This window comes from Azospirillum agricola (genome assembly GCF_017876095.1).
Taxonomy (GTDB): domain Bacteria; phylum Pseudomonadota; class Alphaproteobacteria; order Azospirillales; family Azospirillaceae; genus Azospirillum; species Azospirillum agricola.
The window spans coordinates 80,774-97,626 of sequence record NZ_JAGINM010000014.1 but is presented as its reverse complement, the minus strand read 5'-3'; the positions used below and the strand labels follow the sequence as shown (position 1 = coordinate 97,626).

The 16,853-nt window shown below is 71.9% G+C and carries 11 protein-coding genes; 1 reads left to right on the top strand and 10 read right to left on the bottom strand.

The annotated features are described in order from the left end of the window. Window positions 1–121: 121 nt before the first annotated feature. The 7 genes from J2847_RS20785 to J2847_RS20755 all read right to left on the bottom strand — a co-directional run bounded on the left by J2847_RS20785 (window position 122) and on the right by J2847_RS20755 (window position 9,259). Complete coding sequence (locus J2847_RS20785; RefSeq protein ID WP_233474672.1) at window positions 122–1,264, bottom strand: DUF1513 domain-containing protein; 1,143 nt, start codon at window positions 1,262–1,264, stop codon at window positions 122–124. A gap of 2 nt (window positions 1,265–1,266) precedes the next feature. Then, a complete protein-coding gene (locus J2847_RS20780) occupies window positions 1,267–2,382 on the bottom strand; it encodes an imelysin family protein (protein ID WP_233474671.1) in 1,116 nt (371 codons plus the stop codon). A 52-nt stretch (window positions 2,383–2,434) separates the two neighbouring features. Next, a complete protein-coding gene (locus tag J2847_RS20775; protein WP_209780753.1) occupies window positions 2,435–3,721 on the bottom strand; it encodes a di-heme oxidoredictase family protein in 1,287 nt (428 codons plus the stop codon). Window positions 3,722–3,752: 31 nt separating this feature from the next. Further along, window positions 3,753–5,216: a multicopper oxidase family protein gene (locus tag J2847_RS20770; RefSeq protein WP_209780752.1), complete on the bottom strand. Its 1,464-nt coding sequence runs from the start codon at window positions 5,214–5,216 to the stop codon at window positions 3,753–3,755. A 132-nt stretch (window positions 5,217–5,348) separates the two neighbouring features. Continuing rightward, window positions 5,349–6,629 carry an imelysin family protein gene (locus J2847_RS20765; protein ID WP_209780751.1) on the bottom strand — a complete coding sequence of 427 codons (1,281 nt, stop codon included), beginning with the start codon at window positions 6,627–6,629 and terminating at the stop codon, window positions 5,349–5,351. Between the two features lie 184 nt (window positions 6,630–6,813). Continuing rightward, the gene (locus J2847_RS20760) at window positions 6,814–7,809 is read right to left on the bottom strand and encodes an MBL fold metallo-hydrolase (protein WP_209780750.1); all 996 of its coding nucleotides are present in this window, start codon (window positions 7,807–7,809) and stop codon (window positions 6,814–6,816) included. A 301-nt stretch (window positions 7,810–8,110) separates the two neighbouring features. Continuing rightward, window positions 8,111–9,259 carry a trans-sulfuration enzyme family protein gene (locus J2847_RS20755; RefSeq protein ID WP_209780749.1) on the bottom strand — a complete coding sequence of 383 codons (1,149 nt, stop codon included), beginning with the start codon at window positions 9,257–9,259 and terminating at the stop codon, window positions 8,111–8,113. A 197-nt stretch (window positions 9,260–9,456) separates the two neighbouring features. On the opposite strand from J2847_RS20755, the gene J2847_RS20750 reads away from it, so the two are divergent. After that, window positions 9,457–12,267, top strand: coding sequence for a hybrid sensor histidine kinase/response regulator (locus J2847_RS20750; RefSeq protein WP_209780748.1), 2,811 nt, complete (start codon window positions 9,457–9,459; stop codon window positions 12,265–12,267). A 24-nt stretch (window positions 12,268–12,291) separates the two neighbouring features. On the opposite strand, the gene J2847_RS20745 is transcribed toward J2847_RS20750, so the two are convergent. The 3 genes from J2847_RS20745 to J2847_RS34260 all read right to left on the bottom strand — a co-directional run bounded on the left by J2847_RS20745 (window position 12,292) and on the right by J2847_RS34260 (window position 16,746). Further along, window positions 12,292–13,338, bottom strand: a complete 1,047-nt coding sequence (locus J2847_RS20745; protein ID WP_209780747.1) for an AbrB family transcriptional regulator — start codon at window positions 13,336–13,338, stop codon at window positions 12,292–12,294. A 128-nt stretch (window positions 13,339–13,466) separates the two neighbouring features. Then, window positions 13,467–14,831, bottom strand: coding sequence for a globin-coupled sensor protein (locus J2847_RS20740; protein ID WP_209780746.1), 1,365 nt, complete (start codon window positions 14,829–14,831; stop codon window positions 13,467–13,469). Window positions 14,832–15,105: 274 nt separating this feature from the next. Next, window positions 15,106–16,746, bottom strand: coding sequence for a methyl-accepting chemotaxis protein (locus tag J2847_RS34260; RefSeq protein ID WP_233474670.1), 1,641 nt, complete (start codon window positions 16,744–16,746; stop codon window positions 15,106–15,108). Window positions 16,747–16,853: the final 107 nt, after the last annotated feature.

The window sequence follows — 16,853 nt, the reverse complement described above, 5'->3', positions numbered from 1 at the left end:
GGCCGCATGGTGAGGCGGAGAGGCTCGCCCTGTCGAGCGCGTCTGGGCCGATCCGAAGTCGCCTGCGTCGGATTGCCGCAGTCCTGGCCGGTCGCCCACGAACGGCCGGCCCGGTCTTGCCTCATCCCGTCAGGCGCGTCAGGTGGTTGTCCCAGCGGAAGGCGGGGTCGCGCCGCTGGTCGGCGGCGCTCGCCGTCGGGGCGGACACCGTCTCGATCACGCCGAGGCCGCTGGTGGCCTTGAAGCCGCCCTCGCCGGGGGCCAGGCCGCAGCCGTCGGGCAGGGCGGTGGAGCCGAGCCACGCGCCCGACATCGCGTCCCACAGGCCGATCAGCCCGCCCTTGGGCGAGCTGGCGGCGACCGTGTGCCCATCGGAGGCGACGCTGCCGATGTAGCCGTCGAGCCGGACCAGGATGTCGTCGGGCGTCTCGAACAGGCGGACGGCGCCGCTGCCCGGACGGTGGGCGCCGGTCAAGGGCTGGAGTTCCCCGATCGGCCGCTCGTCCTGCACGCCGAAGGCGACGCCGCCGTCGGCCAGCGGGGCGATGTGGCGGATGCCGAGGTTGGCGTGCCGCTCCGGCAGCCGCACCTTGTCGAGCAGCCGGCCGGTCGCCGCCTCGACGTAGGTCAGCGAGGCGTCCATCTCGTCGAGGTTCAGCTTCGCCCGCCCGGTGTCGGGGTGGGTGATGACGCCGCCGTTGGCGACGGCCAGCACCGTGCCGCCGTCCAGCATCAGCAGTTCGTGCGGGCCGAGCCCGTGGGTCGGCAGCACGCCGATCCGGCGGTAGCCGTCGTTGGCGTCGTAGACGCCGATGGCGCCGGTCTCGTTGGGGACGTCGTCCTCGGCCACATAGAGCAACGCGCCGTCGGCGGAGAAGGCGCCGTGGCCGGTGAAGCGGCGGTCGTCGGGCGCCCGCACCACCGGGCCGGCGGCCCCGTCGGTCAGCGACAGCGGCATGAACCAGCGGCCGGGCCGGCGGGCGAAGGCGACCGCCTCCGGCCGGGTCGGGTGCGGTTCGATGGCGTGGGCGCGGCCCGGCGTGGCGGTGGTGAACAGAACCCGCCCGGCCTTGTCGAGCCCGGCGACGCCGAAATCGGGCGTCGCCCCGGCGGTGGCGTAGGCGTTGAGGTAGACCGGCGCGCCCGTGGCGCCGAAGGCGCGGGCCAGCCCGGCAACGGCGTCGAGCAGGCCGCTGCCCAGCGCGCCGCCGCCCAGCAGGCCCATGATGTTCCGGCGGTTCATTGTCTGACGATTCAGGGCCATGGTCAGTCCCCGTCCAACTCGTTGAAGCCCAGCGTGATGTCGAGCAGCGGCGCCAGCGTGCCCAGCATCTCGACCCGCGCCGCCTTGATCAGGCGCAGCGCGCCGTCCACCGTCTTGCGCATCGCCGGATCGGCGACCGCGAGGTTGAGCGGGGCGGGGATGGCGGCGGCGGCCCCGATGGCGGCGGCGAAGCTTTCGTCGAGCGCCTGCTTGGCGGTGGCGCCGTCGTCGTTGGCGGGCAGCAGCGCGGCGAAGCCGGGGCCGCCCTTCTCGCCCAGCATCAGCGCCCGCATGGCTTCCAGGTTGATGACGATGTTGCGCGAGGAACGGCCGCTGCGCAGCGCCTCGACCACCGCCGGCTTGGCCTCGACGGCGCTGGTGCCGAGCGGGGCCATCAGCTTCTGGTCGACGACCACCTGCATGGCGGTGACGGCCGAGGAGAACAGCGTGTTGACCGCCTCGGTCGGCGTCGGGCCGAGAATGGTCGCCTGCCCGGCGGCCAGCGGCGCCTCCAGCGCCTTCCAGCCGTCGCGCGCCTCGGCGGCCATGGCGGCGAGGTTGCGGGCAGCGGCGGCGGCCAGCGCGCCCCGGAAGCGCTTGGCGTCGTCGCCGGCGAAGCTGTCGGCGGTGACGCCCTCGTCGAACAGCAGCCGCTCCAGCACGGTCAGCCCCTGCACGGCGGCGCTCTGGCGGGCCAGGGCGCCGGGCTCCAGCAGCTTCGCGTTGCGGTCGCGCAGGATCTGGGCGATCTGGCGCTGGACCACGCCGGGGCGCTCCGGCCAGAAGGCGATGCGGTCGGAGCGCAGGTCGGTGGTCAGCGGGCCGGGGCGGAGATGCTGGATGCCGGCCCAGGCGTCGGTGACGGCCCGGTGGGCGGCGCGCGCCTCCTCCAGCCCGGCGGCGTCGGGGGCCGCCGCGAAGCGGTCGAGCCTGTCGGCGTAGGCGGTCGTCGCGGCGACGAACGTCTCGAAGCGGGGCAGGGCGTGGGTGCGGAGCAGGCCGACCAGGAAGCCGGTGTCCTTCGACGCCTCCCGCGCGGCCAGGGCGGAGCGTCCCGGCATCAGGGCCGCCAGGGCGGCGGCGGCGGACATCAGACCAAGCAGGACGCGGCGGCGCATGTTCTCTTCCTCGTTGCCGTTCGGCGGGGCCGGTCCCGGCCACCCGTCTCCTTTACAAACCCAGCACGTAGCGCACCAGCGCTTTCCGCGACCCGGCGGGCAAATCCATGAAATTACTGCGGGCTTTCTCCGCCTCGCCGCCATGCCAGAGGATCGCCTCGGTCACGCTGCGGGCGCGGCCGTCGTGCAGCAGCGACAGGCGGCCGTCGTCCTTGGCCAGCCGGTTCAGCCCCCACAGCGGCGTGGTGCGCCAGTCCCGCCCGCGCGCCTCGCCCATCGGCACGTCGTCGGCCAGCCCGTCGCCCATGTCGTGCAGCAGCAGATCGCTGTGCGGGAAGATCGTCCCCACGGCCGGGCCGGCGTCCTTGCCCGGCTCGCCATCCGTCACCGGGTAGGAGGGGCGGTGGCAGGCGGCGCAGCCGGTCGCGGCGAACAGGTCGCCGCCGGCCTTGTCCCTGGGCGCCTTCAGCCCGCCGTCGGGCGGCAGGGAGCGCAGATACACGTCGATCAGCCCGATGACGGTGGAAGGAATCTCCAGCCCCTCGAACTGCTTGGAATCGCCGTGCCTGGCCTCGCGGCAGGTGGTCTGCGCCGGCGTGCAGTCGCCCCACGGGTCGGGGAAGGCCGGGGTCGACATGCCGATGTCGAGGCTGAAGGCTTCGGAATCCTGGTGGGTCAGGGTCGGGTGGGTGGCCTTCCAGCCGAAACGGCCGATGCGCGGCGCGGTCTCCCCCACGGAGGTCATCGTGATGCGGTTGGGGCGGCCGGCGACGACGCCCTCGCGGGCCTGCCGGTCGGCCTCGGCCTGGATCGCGGCCTCCGGGATGCGGTCGAGCAGCCCCATGCCGTGGACGCGCGGCGCCACGCGCGCCGACAGCGCCGTCGCCTCGGCGAGCGGGCCGTAGCCGAGATCCTTCACCTCGTAGGCCGGGCGGCGCAGCCGGACGATCTCGCCGTCGTCGAAGCGGACAGGGTCCTCGCGGTAGGCGACGCCCGGCCGGCCTTCGATGATCTGGCCGAGAAGGGCGTTCGACTGGATCTGCCGGCCATAGACCGGGTCGTCGTTCAGCTTGATGGCGAAGCCGACGCCCTGGTCGCCCTCCACCGCCGGATCGGGCGGGCGTCCGCCGCCGCCGCGCGGGTGGCAGGTGGCGCAGGAGCGCGCGTTGTAGAGCGGCCCCAGCCCGTCGGCCGCCTGGGTGGCGGTGGGAGCGGCGACCCACATGCGGCGGAACAGCCCCTCGCCGATGCGGGCGTCGAGCCCGTCGGCGGCCGGAGCCGCGCCGGAGGGCAGGGCGAACAGCAACGCGGCGGTCAGGCCGAGCGGCAGACGACGCATGGATCGGCGGAACGGGGAGAGGAAGAAGGTGTCAGGCAACGCGGATGTACCCCATCATGCCGGTGTCCTGATGCTCGATGATGTGGCAGTGGAACATCCAGTCGCCGGGGTTGTCGGCCTTGATGGCGACGCGCAGCCGCTCCTTCGGCTCCAGCAGCACGGTGTCGGCGTGATGCGGCACCACCTTGCGCTGGTCCGACGACAGCACCGAGAAGGTGTAGCCATGGATGTGGATCGGGTGCAGGTGCGGCGTCAGGTTGGCCAGCTCGAAGACGTAGCTGCGCCCCAGTTCCAGCGTGGTGATCGGCGGCGGCAGCCGCTCGTGCCCGCCCTCCGGCCAGCTCTGCTGGTTGATCGCCCAGAAGGTCTTCTGCGACAGGCACAGCGAATCGGCATAGGGCAGGGTCGTCAGCAGCGCCTCGTCGAAGACCTGCGCCACGGCGGTCGCCGAGAAGGCCATCGGAATGACCTGGGCGTTCCTCAGATCCGGCTTCGGGATGTCGGCGGCCGGCAGGGCTCGCGGGGCGAAGCGCTTGTTGGGCAGGCTCGGGCCGGCGGCGCGGAAGACGGCCAGCGGCTTGGGCTCGGCGGAATAGACGTTGAGCAGACGGATCGTCCTGCCGGCCTCCCTCGGCGCGCGGAAGACCACGTCGACCCGCATCGCCGGGCCCATCGGCCAGCCGTCGAGCGGGCGGGGCGGCAGCGGGTTGCCGTCCACCGCGATGATCCAGGCGTCCGCCCCCTCGACCTTCAGGTCGATGACCCGGCTGCTGTCGACGTTGTAGAAACGCGCGCGGACGTCACCGTTGGCCGGCACGTCGATCACCGGCTCGATCAGCCCGTTGACGGTGGAAACGCCGCCGAAGGTCCCGGCGCGCGAGGCGCCGCGGTCGCTGGTGAAGGCACCGAACGCCCCGGTCTTGTCGAGGATCCAGTCCTTGATCATGCAGACGAGGTCGGCGTCGAATTCGGGGCCGCCCTCCTCCTCGACGATCAGGGCGCCGGCCAGACCGCGCCCCAGCAGCTCCACCGTGTTGCAATGGGGGTGGAAGAAGAAGGAACCGGAATCGGGCGGGGTGAATTCGTAGACGTGCCGCTCGCCTGGTTTGGTCGCCGGCTGGGTCAGGAAGGGAACGCCGTCCTCGGCGTTGGGCAGGCGGATGCCGTGCCAGTGGATCGAGGTGTGCTCCTCCAGCTCGTTGACCAGCGTGGCGCGCAGCCGCTGGCCCTTGCGCATGCGGATCACCGGGCCGGGAAAGCGTTCGGCGTAGGTGATCAGCGGCGAGGGGCCCGCCGGTTCCGCCAGGATGCGCTGGAACCGCTGCCTGGCGACCAGTTCCACCTCGACAAGGTCGCCGTCCGCCGTTGCGGGGCGCGGGGCGGCGATGGAAGCGGCGCCACCCGGTCCGCCGCCCACCGCCGACGCCGCCAGAGCCGCCCCGCCCGCCCACAGCAGGCTGCGGCGGGACAAACGGGACTCGAAGGGATGCGTCATGGCGGGCGTCCGGACAGGCACGGGAAAAAACAGGGAAACGGTTTCCGGCCCCGCCCTCCCGCGCGCGACGGCTCGGAAGGGAAGGGAAGCGTCCCGGCGTGGGGGCGGGACCGGAAACGGCGTGTCGGACCCTTACTTGCCGATCTTCGACGGGTCGTCGAGGCTGTCGGAGCCCTGGACGTTGATCGACACGCCCAGCGCCGCGACCGCGCCCTCCAGGGCCTTCTTCTGGGCGACGAGGCTGTCCACCGCGTCGGAGACCAGCTTGTTGCCCTCGGGGTTGTCGGCGCCGATCATCTGGTCGTAGGCCATCTTGTGGCTGTCGGCCGTGTCCTTGATCGCCTGCATCGACTTAGTGGTCGCGGCCATCGCCTGCTTCACCTGGGCGTCGGCCTCGGCCGACTTGGCCGCCACGAGCTGCGACAGCGACGCGCCCGACACGACCTTGCCGTCGGTCCGCTTGTAGGTGCCGCCATAGACGTTCACCATGCCGACCTGGTCGTAGTAGTGCGAGTTGTGCGTGTTGTCGGAGAAGCAGTCATGCTCCTCCTCCGGGTCGTGCAGCATCAGGCCGAGCTTCATGCGCTCGCCGGCCAGCTCGCCGTAGCTCAAGGACCCGAGGCCGGTGAGGATGCGGGCGACGCCCTCCTCCTCCTTGGCCTTGGCGATCGAGGCGCGGGCCTTGCCCTTGGCGCCCCAGGCCTCGACCATCTCGCCCAGATCCTCGACCAGCATCTGGCTGGCGACCTTCAGGAACTGCGCGCGGCGGTCGCAGTTGCCGTTGGTGCAGTCCTTGCCCTTGGCGTAGTCGGTCGCCTTGCGCTCGCCAGCGCCCGGACCGGTGCCGTGCAGGTCCTGGCCCCACAGCAGGAACTCGATGGCGTGGTAGCCGGTGGCGACGTTCGCCTCGACCTTGCCGGCCTCGTGCAGCTTGTCGGCCAGCAGCTCCTTGGTGATCTTGGAGGCGTTGATCGTCTTGCCGCCGGCCGTGATCTTCGGATTGGCGATGACGTTGGCCTTGGCGTAGGGGTTGCTCTCCCCGCCGCCGTAGCTCTCGTCGACATAGTCGATCAGGCCCTCGTCGAGCGGCCAGGCGTTGACCTTGCCCTCCCAGGCGTCGACGATCGGGTTGCCGAAGCGGAAGGCCTCGGTCTGCATGTAGGGCACGCGGGCGTTCAACCAGGCGGTGCGGGCCTTGGCGAGGTTCTCCTCGGTCGGCTGGGCGACGAGCGCATCGATGGCCGTCTTCAGCGCCTTGGCGCCGTTGGCCGAATCCTCGTAGGCGGCGTGGGCGATGTCGGCGTAGGTCTTCGCGACGTCCTTGTAGGCCGGCTTGGCCGTCTGGGCGTGGGCGGCGAAGGGCAGCAGGGCAACAACGGCCACGGCGGCAAGGCCGGCAGCGCGCTTCGACATGGAGGTCTCCTCGAACGGCGGTGAGCCCGTGGGCGGGCGAGAGTGAACCTGTGCAAGTGCGAATGATTTTCACGGATTAACGTCGCGAATCGTTCGCACTGTCAAGCCCTAACCGCCTTATGGCTATCACGATCGGAACGGGACGGCGGGACGGGACGGCGGGGCGTGCCGCCGTCCCGTTCCCTCAACGGTCGGCGCGCAGCGGCCCATGCTCCACCGGGACCCAGGCGTAACCGTTCCCCTCGGCGCGGACATGGCCGATGCCGGGGAAGGGCAGGTGGGCGCCCGCCACCCACAGCCGGTCGCGCGCCGCGTCGGCCAGGATCGCCTTGCGGGTCGCCACCGCCTTGGGCTGGTCGGTGTCGAACTCGATGGCGACCTCGGGCCGCGGGAACTGGACCGCGTGGTTGTGGATGATGTCGCCCCAGGCCAGCAGGCTCTTGCCGCCCGACGCGATGAGGTAGCCGGTGTGGCCGGGGGTGTGACCGAACGCCGCGACCGGCGTGATCCCCGGCAGCAGCTCGGCGCCGCCCTGGAACGTCTTGAAGCGGCCGGCGGCGCGGTAGGGCGCCACGGAGTCGCTCGCCATCTTGAAGAAGGGCTTCATCCCGTCGGGCGCCTTGGCGGCGGTCGCCTCGTCGAGCCAGAAATCGGCCTCCTCCTTGGCCGCCCGCACCTCGGCGTTGGGAAACAGCGGCTTGCCGTCCGGGGTCAGCAGCCCGGCGGCGTGGTCGGCGTGCAGATGGGTCAGCAACACCGTGTCGATCTGCGCCGGCTCGTAGCCGGCGGCGCGGATGGCGTCGCGCAGGCCACCCAGCGTCGGGCCGAAGGCGCCGGCCGCCCCGACATCGACCAGCACCAGATTGGAGCCGGTGTGGACCAGGAAGGCGTTCACCGCCGTCTGCACGCCCGGCGTCGCCTCCTGGAACATGCGGGCGAGCAGGCTTTGCAGGTCGCCGGCGCTGACCCCGGTCATCAGGGTGGGGGCGAGGTCGATGTAGCCGTCGTAGAGCGCCGTCACCTCGAAGGCGCCCAGCGCCATCCGGTAATAGCCCGGAACCTGGGTCTTCTGCTGGGCCGGCGGCGCCGCGAGGGCGGAGGCCGCCGGCAGCGCCACCGGGGCGGCGACGGCCAGCGCGACCAGCGCGGCCCGGGTCAAGGTGGACAGACGGTGCGCCATGGATTGGGTCCTCGCCGTTGGGTCAGCCGTTCACCCACGCGTCCTTGCGTGGCGGCGGGCGGATTCGGGATCCGCGTTCGCCGCCATCCTCCGAAAGCACGGCAAGCCCGTCAACCGCGTCTGGCGCGAGGCAGGCAACCGGCGCGTGCCGGTTGATCGGTGGCGGTCACAAGGGGCGCCGTCTCGAGACACGGATGAACGCGGATATCCAAGGACGAACACGGATTTCGTTGCGTCCCGATCCCGTTCATCCGTGAGCCGTCGCAGCCGGAATCCGTGTTCATCCGCGTCAAGAAGCACGTCAACCGGCGCGACGCAGCGCCTGGTCGAGATCCGCGAACAGGTCGTCGGGCGACTCCAGACCGACCGACAGGCGCAGCAGGTCGCCCGGCACCGGGGAGTTCGGCCCCTCGATGCTCGACCGGTGCTCGATCAGGCTCTCCACCCCGCCCAGCGACGTGGCGCGGCGCCAGATGCCGACGTTGGCGGCTGTGGATATCGCCGCCTGGGTGCCGGCCTTGACGCGGATCGACAGCATGCCGCCGTAGCCGCCGGTCATTTGGCGCGCGGCGATGCCGTGGCCGGGGAAGCCGGGCAGGCCGGGGTAGAGCACGTCGGACACCACCGGGTGCGCCTGTAGCTTTTCGGCCAAGCCCTGCGCCGCCGCGCTCTGCCAGCGGACGCGGGCGAACAGAGTGCGCAGGCCACGCTGGAGCAGCCACGCCTCGAAGCTGCCGAGGATGCCGCCCTGCTGGCCCTGCACCGCCTTGATGCGCGCCCAATGCTCGTCCTTGCGGGCGGTGGTCAGGGTGCCGGCGATCACGTCGGAATGGCCGTTCAGGTACTTGGTCGCCGAATGCATGACGAGGTCGGCGCCGAGGTCGAGCGGGCGGGTGTGAACCGGCGTCGCCACCGTGCTGTCCACCGCCAGCCGGGCGCCGGCCTCGTGCGCCAGCCCGGCGACGGCGGCGATGTCGGTGACTGTCCACAGCGGGTTGGCCGGCGTCTCCACCCAGACCAGCCTGGTCTCGCCGGGGCGGAGCGCGGCGCGCACCGCGTCGCTGTCGCTGGTGTCGACGCCCTCGACCCGCAGGCCCCAGCGGGTGGCGGATCCGTGCAGCCAGTTGCGCAACGCCCAGTACATGACGTCCGGCACCAGCACATGGTCGCCGGGGTCGAGCGCCTGGAAGACCGCCGTCGCCGCCGCCATGCCCGAGGCGAACAGCAGCGTGTCGGCGCCGTTCTCCAGCGCGCTCAGCGTGCGGGCCGGCGTGTCGAAGGTCGGGTTGTCGGCGCGGGCGTAGACCCGGCCCCGGCCGTAGGCGTTGTCGGGGTCGCGGATGTAGGTGGTGGAGGGGTGGATCGGCGGGATGATGGCGCCGCTGTCCGCGTCCTCGTAGCCGAGCGCGCCGGCGGCGACGGTCTCCGGACGGTGGGGGTGGTCGGTCATCGCCGGGGAACTCCAGATCGGGGAATAACCTTGCAGGGAAAGCCAAGAATAGCGGGCGCCGCCGCGCTTGTCGCTTTTCCCGGACGGTCTATCCGCTCTTGATTGGATTGCCGCGACCCGGCCGGTTTCGCTATGACAGTGGGACCTTGGACCGAGGAGACCACGCCCTGGACCGCCCGCCAGACCATCACGACGCCATGGACCGGCATCTCCTGTCGCTGCGCGACAGCCCGACCGGCGCGCTGGTCGCGGCCTTCGACTGGTCGGCGACCAGCCTCGGCCCCATCACGGACTGGCCGCGGAGCCTGCGCACGGTCGTCGATCTGGTGGTGCACTCCCCGGTCCCGATGGTGCTGATGTGGGGGCCGGACCACCGCATGGTCTACAACGACGGCTACGCGCGGATCGCCGGCGGCAAGCACCCCCAGGCGCTGGGCGGCACCGTCCCCGGCGTCTGGCCGGAGATCTGGGACTGGAACCGCGCCATCCTGGAGAAGGGCTTCCGCGGCGAGGTGCAGGCCCACACCGACCATCTCTTCCTGCTGGAGCGCAACGGCGCGCCGGAGGAGGTGTGGTGCGACCTGTTCTACAGCCCGGTTCCCGACGAGAGCGGGCGGGTCGCCGGTGTGCTCTGCACCGTCATCGAGACCACCGCGCGCATCCACGCCATGCGCGCCACCGAACGCAGCGAGGAACGGCTGCGCCACGCGCTGGACGCGGCGGCGGCGGTCGGCGTGTGGGACTGGGACGTCGGCAGTGGCCTGGTCCACACCGACGCCGCCTACGCGCGGCTCTTCTCGGTCGATCCGGCGGCGGCGGCGGCCGGGGCGCCGCTGTCCAACTTCGTCGACGGCATCCTGCCGGAGGACCGTGACGGCGTCCGGCGCTGCCTGGACGCGGCGATGCGGGACGGCCGCCGCTTCACCATCGAATACCGTCTGCTCTCGGATGGCGGGATGCGCTGGGTGTCCAGCCATGGGCGCCGCCTGTCGGGCTCCGAGGGCGCGCCACCGCGCATATCCGGCGTGACGGTGGACATCACCGAGCGCAAGGCGATCGAGGAGGCGCTGCGCGCCAGCGAGAACCGCCTGCGCCGGGCGCAGGAGGCCGGCCGGGTCGGCACCTTCGAGGTCGACATCGCCGGCTCCACCGTGACCGGCTCGGACATGTTCTTCCGCCTGTGGGGGCTGGAGCCGATGGAAAGCGCCCCGGCCGCCCTGTTCGAGGGCATGCTGGTGACGGAGGACCGGGCGCTGTCCTCCAACGACGGCAGCCGGGCGGCGGGCAGCGCGGTGACGGCGGTGGAGTATCGCATCCGCCGCGCCGACACCGGCGAGGAGCGCTGGCTGTCCCGCCACGCCGATTTCCTGCGCGACGGCGACGGCCGCCCGGTGCGGCTGGTCGGCACGCTGCACGACGTGACCGAACGCAAGCGGGCCGAGACCGCGCTGCGCGCGCTGAACGCCGAGCTGGAGGCCCGCGTCGCCGAACGCACGCGCGAGCGCGACCGCATCTGGGCGGTGTCGCAGGATCTGCTGTGCATCGCCGACCTGGACGGCGTGCTTCTGAGCGTCAACCCGGCCTGGAGCCGGACGCTGGGCTGGTCGGATTCGGAGATCGTCGGGCGGACCGCCACCTGGATGGAGCACCCCGACGATCACGAGCGCAGCCGGCGGACGGTCGCCGGGCTGGCGGCCGGGACGCCGACGCTGAACTATGAGAACCGCCTGCGCTGCCGCGACGGCACCTACCGCTGGCTGTCCTGGGCGGCGGTGCTCGACAACGACTTTGTCTACGGCGTCGCCCGCGACATCACCGCCGGGAAGGAGCGCGACGCCGAGCTGGAACGCGCCCGCGAGCAGCTCCGCCAGAGCCAGAAGATGGAGGCGATCGGCCAGCTCACCGGCGGCATCGCCCATGATTTCAACAACCTGCTCCAGGCCATGTCGGGCTGCCTGCAACTGATCGGCCGGCGCGCCGGGGAGCGGCCGGGGGTGGCGCCGCTGATCGACGCCGGGCGGCAGGCGGTGGACCGTGGGGCACGGCTGGTCCAGCAGCTGATGGCCTTCGCCCGCAAGCAGAGCCTGCACCCGGAGCCCTTCGACCTGCGCGACCGGCTGCTCGGCATGACCGGCCTGCTGGAGCGCGCGCTGCGCGCCGACATCCAGTCCTCGATGGATCTCGCCGCCGGGCTGTGGGCGGTGGAGGCCGATCCGACGCAGTTCGAGCTGGCGGTGCTGAACCTCGCCGTCAACGCGCGCGACGCCATGCCGGGCGGCGGACACCTCGTCATCGCCGCCTGCAACGTCACGCTGGGCGGAGCCGCCACCGGCGGGCCGGGACCGGACGGGCTGGCCGGCGATTTCCTGCGCATCCGCGTCACCGACACCGGAACCGGCATGGCGCCGGAGGTGGCGGCGCACGCCTTCGAGCCCTTCTTCACCACCAAGCCGGTCGGCAAGGGCACCGGGCTCGGCCTGTCCCAGGTCTACGGCTTCGCCCGCCAGTCGGGCGGCACGGTTATGGTCGACAGCGCCCCCGGCCAGGGCACCACCGTGACCCTGCTGCTGCCGCGTGCCACCGGCAACAAGGCCGGCGGCGCGACCGGCGAACCGATGGCCGGGGACGGAGCCGCCCCGCCCGGACGCGGCCTGCGCATCCTGATGGTGGAGGACGACCCGCTGGTCGCCCCGGTGGTGAGGGCGGCGCTGGAGGAGATGGGCTACACGGTCGCCCATGCGGGCAGCGGCCACGAGGCGCTGGTCCGCCTGCGCGGCGGCGAGCCGGCCGATCTGCTGTTCTCCGACGTGGTCATGCCGGGAACGGTCAGCGGTGTCGATCTGGCGCGCGAGATCCGCCGCCTGCGCCCCGGCCTGCCGGTGCTGCTGACCACCGGCTACAACGAGGACCTGACCGGGATGGAAACGTTCCGCGTCCTGCCCAAGCCCTACCGCATCGAGGATCTGGGCGCCATCATCGAGGCGGAGCTGGCCGCCGGGCGCGGGTGAGACCAACCCGGCCGGCGGGCCGGGTCAGGCGTAGCGGGTGATCAGCCGGGCCAGCGGCGGTCCGGACAGGACGACGACGAACAGCCGCAGGGTCTGCAACGCCAGCACCAGCGGCAGGTTGACGTTGGCGCCGAGCGCGATGACCACCACCGAATCCAGCCCGCCGGGGCTGGTCGCCAGATAGGCGGTCAGCGGATCGGTCGGCAGCAGCGTCACCAGGATCCAGGCCGACACCCCGCACAGCGCGATCATCAGCCCGGTCGACAGCAGCATCTGCGGGATGGCGCGAAAGGCGTGCCCCAGCACCTCGCGGGTGAAGCGCAGGCCGATGCTCCAGCCCAGCACCGCGTAGGTGACGGTCAGCAGCGGGTGCGGCAGTTGCAGCGTGACGCCGCCGCCGGCCTGGAGCAGCGCCCCGGCGACCATCGGCACCAGCAGCGCCCCCGAGGGCACGCGGAAGCGCGTGCCGGCCCAGCCGCCGATCCCGGCCACCGCCAGGGTCGCGACGAACCCCAGCGGGTCGAGCGCCTCCACCCGCGCGACCGGCGCGTTCGCCGCCGGAGCCGTCCCGTCCATCAGGATGTGCGAGACGATGGACGCGCTGAGCACCACCAGCACGACGCGCAGATACTGCATCACCGCGACCAGCCGCGCGTCGGCGCCGTACTCCCCGGCCATGGCGACCATCGCCGCGGCGGCTCCCGGCGAGGTGCCCCAGGCGGCGGTGGTGCCGGGCAGGCTGCCATAGCGCACGAACAGCCAGCCGACGACGCCGCTGACCAGCACGGTGACGCCGACCGTCGCCAGCATCAGCGGCCAGTTCTGGACGATGGACAGCAGGATGTCCGACGTGACGGCGTGGGCGACGAGGCAGCCGATGACCGCCTGCGCCCCGATGAAGCCGCTGCCCGGCACCCGGATCGCCGCGCCGCCGACCCCCAGCGCGATGGCCGCGACCATCGGACCGATCAGCCAGGCGGCGGGCAGGGCGGCGGCGTCCAGCCCCAGCGTCAGCCCGGCCGACAGCGCGAACAGCCCCGCCCATTGCCCGGCGGCTCTCTTCCACCCCATTCCAAACCCCAGACGCCCCAGCCCATCGAAGGCCGCCATGGTGCCGGCCGGGGGCGTTCCCGTCCAGCCGCGCGGGTGCCGGCGGACGTGGCGGCTGCCATGCGCGGACCGGAACCGGTCCCGGAAGGCTAGCGCACCGAGCGGATGCGGGCCAGGAAGTCGCCGACGCCCCGGCTCAGCCCGTCCGCCTGCCCGTGCAGGGTGCCGGCGGCCTCCAGCACCTCGCGCGCGATGTCGCCGGTCTCGGTCGAGGAACGGGTGACGCTGCCGATCGAGGCGGTGACGCGGCGGGCGCCGACCGCGACCTCCTGCACGTTGCGGGTGATCTCCTGGGTGGCGGCGGTCTGCTCCTCCACCGTGGCGGCCACGGCGGTGACGATCTCGTTGATCTGGGTGATCGTCTTGCCGACGTCCTGGATCGCCCCGGCGGCGCTGCCGGCGGCGTTCTGCATGCCGGTGATCTGGCTGGAGATGTCCTCCGTCGCCTTCGCCGTCTGGTTGGCGAGGTTCTTCACCTCGCTGGCGACGACGGCGAAGCCCTTCCCCGCCTCCCCGGCGCGGGCCGCCTCGATGGTGGCGTTCAGCGCCAGCAGGTTGGTCTGGCTGGCGATGCTGTTGATCAGGCTGACCACCTCGCCGATCCGCTGGGCGGCCTCGACCAGCCCGCTGACCGTGGCCTTGGTGCGCTCCGCCTCGGCGACCGCCGCGTTGGAGATGCGCGAGGTCTCGCTGACGTGGCGGCTGATGTCGGCGATGGAGGTCGCGAGCTGCTCCGACGCGCTCGCCACCGTCTGCATGCTGGCCGAGGCCTGCTCCGTCTCCGAGGCGACCTCGGTCGATTGCCGGCTGGCGGCCGACGCGATCTCGCTCATCCGGCGGGCGTGGCCCTGCATCCGGTCCGACGCGGCGACGGTGCCGGCGACGATGCTCTGGACGCTGCCCTCGAAATTGCCGGCCAGCTCCGCCAGGGTGGCGCGCTGGCTCTCCGCCTCGGCGGACGCGTAGGTCTCCATCAGCAGTTCCAGGTCCATCCAGGTGACCTTGGTCAGCGCGTCCCGCATCGCCGCGCGGGTCCGGCGCGCGGCGCCGCCGAGCAGCCCGGCGATCGGCCCCGATTCCCGGCTGCCGTCCAGATCCAGCGCGCGGATGATGCCGGCGCTGACCGTGTAGTGGCAGAGCGCCACGGCATAGCCGGGAACACCGTTCCGGTAGAAGGCGGTCGCCAGCCGCCGCGCCGACTCCTCGAAGCCGTCGTCGATTCGGCCGGAGGCGGCGCGGGTCCAATGCTCGACGCGGGCGGCGTGGACCTCCGGCAGCTTCAGCGCCGCCTGGATCTCCGGCCACTGCGCGAACAGCCCGTGCCACTCCGCCAGCAGGCCGGGGAGTTGCCGCTCCGCGAAATCGCGGTTGCCACGCAGCAGGGCGAGGTCGTCGGGGGTGATGGAGAAGGTCGAGAATCTCCGGACCTGACCATTGGACACAGCCGCGCTCATCTCTTGATCACCCTCTCCAAAAGCCCCGATGCCGACGTTGCGCCGAACTCAGCAGGCGCAGCCCTTTCGGGCAAGCCGCCATTCGCAAGACGTCCGGTTGAACGAACATTGCATAACGGAGTATGACGCTCGGACATTCAATCATGGAATCCGCACAGGATACAGTGTAATTTTCCTGATAATTGATGGCAATTTTATCCTTTTGCAACCTTCCGTTCCCCCACGACCGTGGAGACGCGGGACGCCCTGGTGGAGCGGGCGGGAAAAGCGGGGATCAGGCGGCGCGGATGCCGACCAGGAAGCGCTCGACCTCGCCCTTCAGCCGATCCGACTGGCGCGCCAGCTCGCCGGACGCGCCGAGCACCTGGGAGGCGGCGGCGCCGGTCTGGTTGGCGGCCTCGCTGACGCTGACGATGTTGCTGGTGACGGCCTGGGTGCCGGACGCCGCCTCCTGGACGTTGCGGGCGATCTCGCCGGTCGCCGCCCCCTGCTCCTCGACGGCCGCGGCGATGGAGGCGGCGACCTCGCGGATCGTGCCGATGGTGCGGCCGATGCCGTGGATGGCCCGCGCCGCCCCGTCGGTGGCGCCCTGCATCGAGGCGATCTGGCCGGAGATGTCCTCGGTGGCCCTGGCGGTCTGGTTGGCAAGGCTCTTGACCTCGCTGGCGACCACGGCGAAGCCCTTGCCGGCCTCGCCGGCGCGCGCCGCCTCGATCGTCGCGTTCAAGGCCAGCAGGTTGGTCTGCGAGGCTATGTCGGTGATCAGCCGGACGATCTCGCCGATGCGCTGGGCCTGCTCGACCAGCCCCTGGACCTGGGCGTTGGTGTGGCCGGCCTCCTCGCCGGCCCGGTTGGCGATGTCGGTGGAGCGGGCGACCTGTCCGCTGATCTCGGTGATCGAGACGCTCAGTTCCTCGGAGGCGGACGCGACGGTCTGGACGTTGACCGACGCCTCCTCGGCGGCGCGGGCGGTGGCCGCGGCGCGGGCGTTGGTCCGCTCGGCGATGCCGGTCATGCTGCGGGCGGTGGCGTCCAGCTCGATCGCGGCGGCGGTCACGGTGTGCAGGATGTCGCCGATTCCGGCCTCGAAGCCCGCGATCAGCCGCTCGACCTCGGCGGCGCGCCGTTCCCGCGCCAGGCGGGCCTGGGCCTGCTCGGCCTCCAGCCGGTCGGCGGTCCGCATGGCGTCGCGGAACACCGCCACGGCGCCGGCCATGGTGCCGACCTCGTCGGTGCGCGCCGCGTCGGACAGGTCGACGCCATACTCCTTGCGCGACAGCTTGCTCATCGCGTCGGTCAGCCGGCCGAGCGGCCGGACGATGCCACGGCGCGCGATCAGCAGCGACAGCAGCACGCCGGCCAGGATCCCCAGCAGCCCGACCGTCCACACCAGCGTCCGGACAAAGCCCTCGACCCGCTCCAGATCGGCGGTCAGCCGGTCGATCTCCCGCGCGCCCTCCTCGATCAGCGGGTCGGTCAGCCGGGAGGCGGCGCGCTCCTCGGCGCGCAGGTCGGACTGGAACAGCGCCTCGGCCTCCGCCCGCTTGCCGGCGAGCGCGAGGTCGCGGACGCGCGCCAGGGTGCCGGCGACCTTGGCCTGCAAGCCGGCGATGGCGCGGTCCTGTTCACGCCCGCCGTCGGCGAGGAAACCGGCCAGCGCCTTGATGCCGTGCTCCATCTCCTCCAGACGCCCGGCGAAGCGGCCCTTCAGCTCCGCCTGCCCCTTCGCATCCTCGTCGATCAGGTTCAGCGCGTCGCGCTGCAAGGCGCGGCTGACCGACCGCAGCTCCGACGCGGTCAGCACCATCCGGTTGGTGTGCAGCAGCGCCAGCGTTGCGTCGCCGGTGCGCTGGAAACCCCACGTGGAAATTCCACCCAGCGTCGCCGCCACCCCGGAGAGTATGACGACGGGCATCAATATCTTCGTTGAAACCTTCATCAAATTTCTCCGAGAAAAAATTGTGCGCAGGCAACGGAAGCACAAACGCAACATCTTCCCCGGATTATCAGCCAAATGACCTT

Coding starts and splice junctions, on each gene's coding strand:
- J2847_RS20785 (WP_233474672.1), bottom strand. CDS start 1,264: ATGGCCCTGAATCGTCAGACAATGAACCGCCGGAACATCATGGGCCTG.
- J2847_RS20780 (WP_233474671.1), bottom strand. CDS start 2,382: ATGCGCCGCCGCGTCCTGCTTGGTCTGATGTCCGCCGCCGCCGCCCTG.
- J2847_RS20775 (WP_209780753.1), bottom strand. CDS start 3,721: ATGCGTCGTCTGCCGCTCGGCCTGACCGCCGCGTTGCTGTTCGCCCTG.
- J2847_RS20770 (WP_209780752.1), bottom strand. CDS start 5,216: ATGACGCATCCCTTCGAGTCCCGTTTGTCCCGCCGCAGCCTGCTGTGG.
- J2847_RS20765 (WP_209780751.1), bottom strand. CDS start 6,629: ATGTCGAAGCGCGCTGCCGGCCTTGCCGCCGTGGCCGTTGTTGCCCTG.
- J2847_RS20760 (WP_209780750.1), bottom strand. CDS start 7,809: ATGGCGCACCGTCTGTCCACCTTGACCCGGGCCGCGCTGGTCGCGCTG.
- J2847_RS20755 (WP_209780749.1), bottom strand. CDS start 9,259: ATGACCGACCACCCCCACCGTCCGGAGACCGTCGCCGCCGGCGCGCTC.
- J2847_RS20750 (WP_209780748.1), top strand. CDS start 9,457: ATGGACCGGCATCTCCTGTCGCTGCGCGACAGCCCGACCGGCGCGCTG.
- J2847_RS20745 (WP_209780747.1), bottom strand. CDS start 13,338: ATGGGGTGGAAGAGAGCCGCCGGGCAATGGGCGGGGCTGTTCGCGCTG.
- J2847_RS20740 (WP_209780746.1), bottom strand. CDS start 14,831: ATGAGCGCGGCTGTGTCCAATGGTCAGGTCCGGAGATTCTCGACCTTC.
- J2847_RS34260 (WP_233474670.1), bottom strand. CDS start 16,746: ATGCCCGTCGTCATACTCTCCGGGGTGGCGGCGACGCTGGGTGGAATT.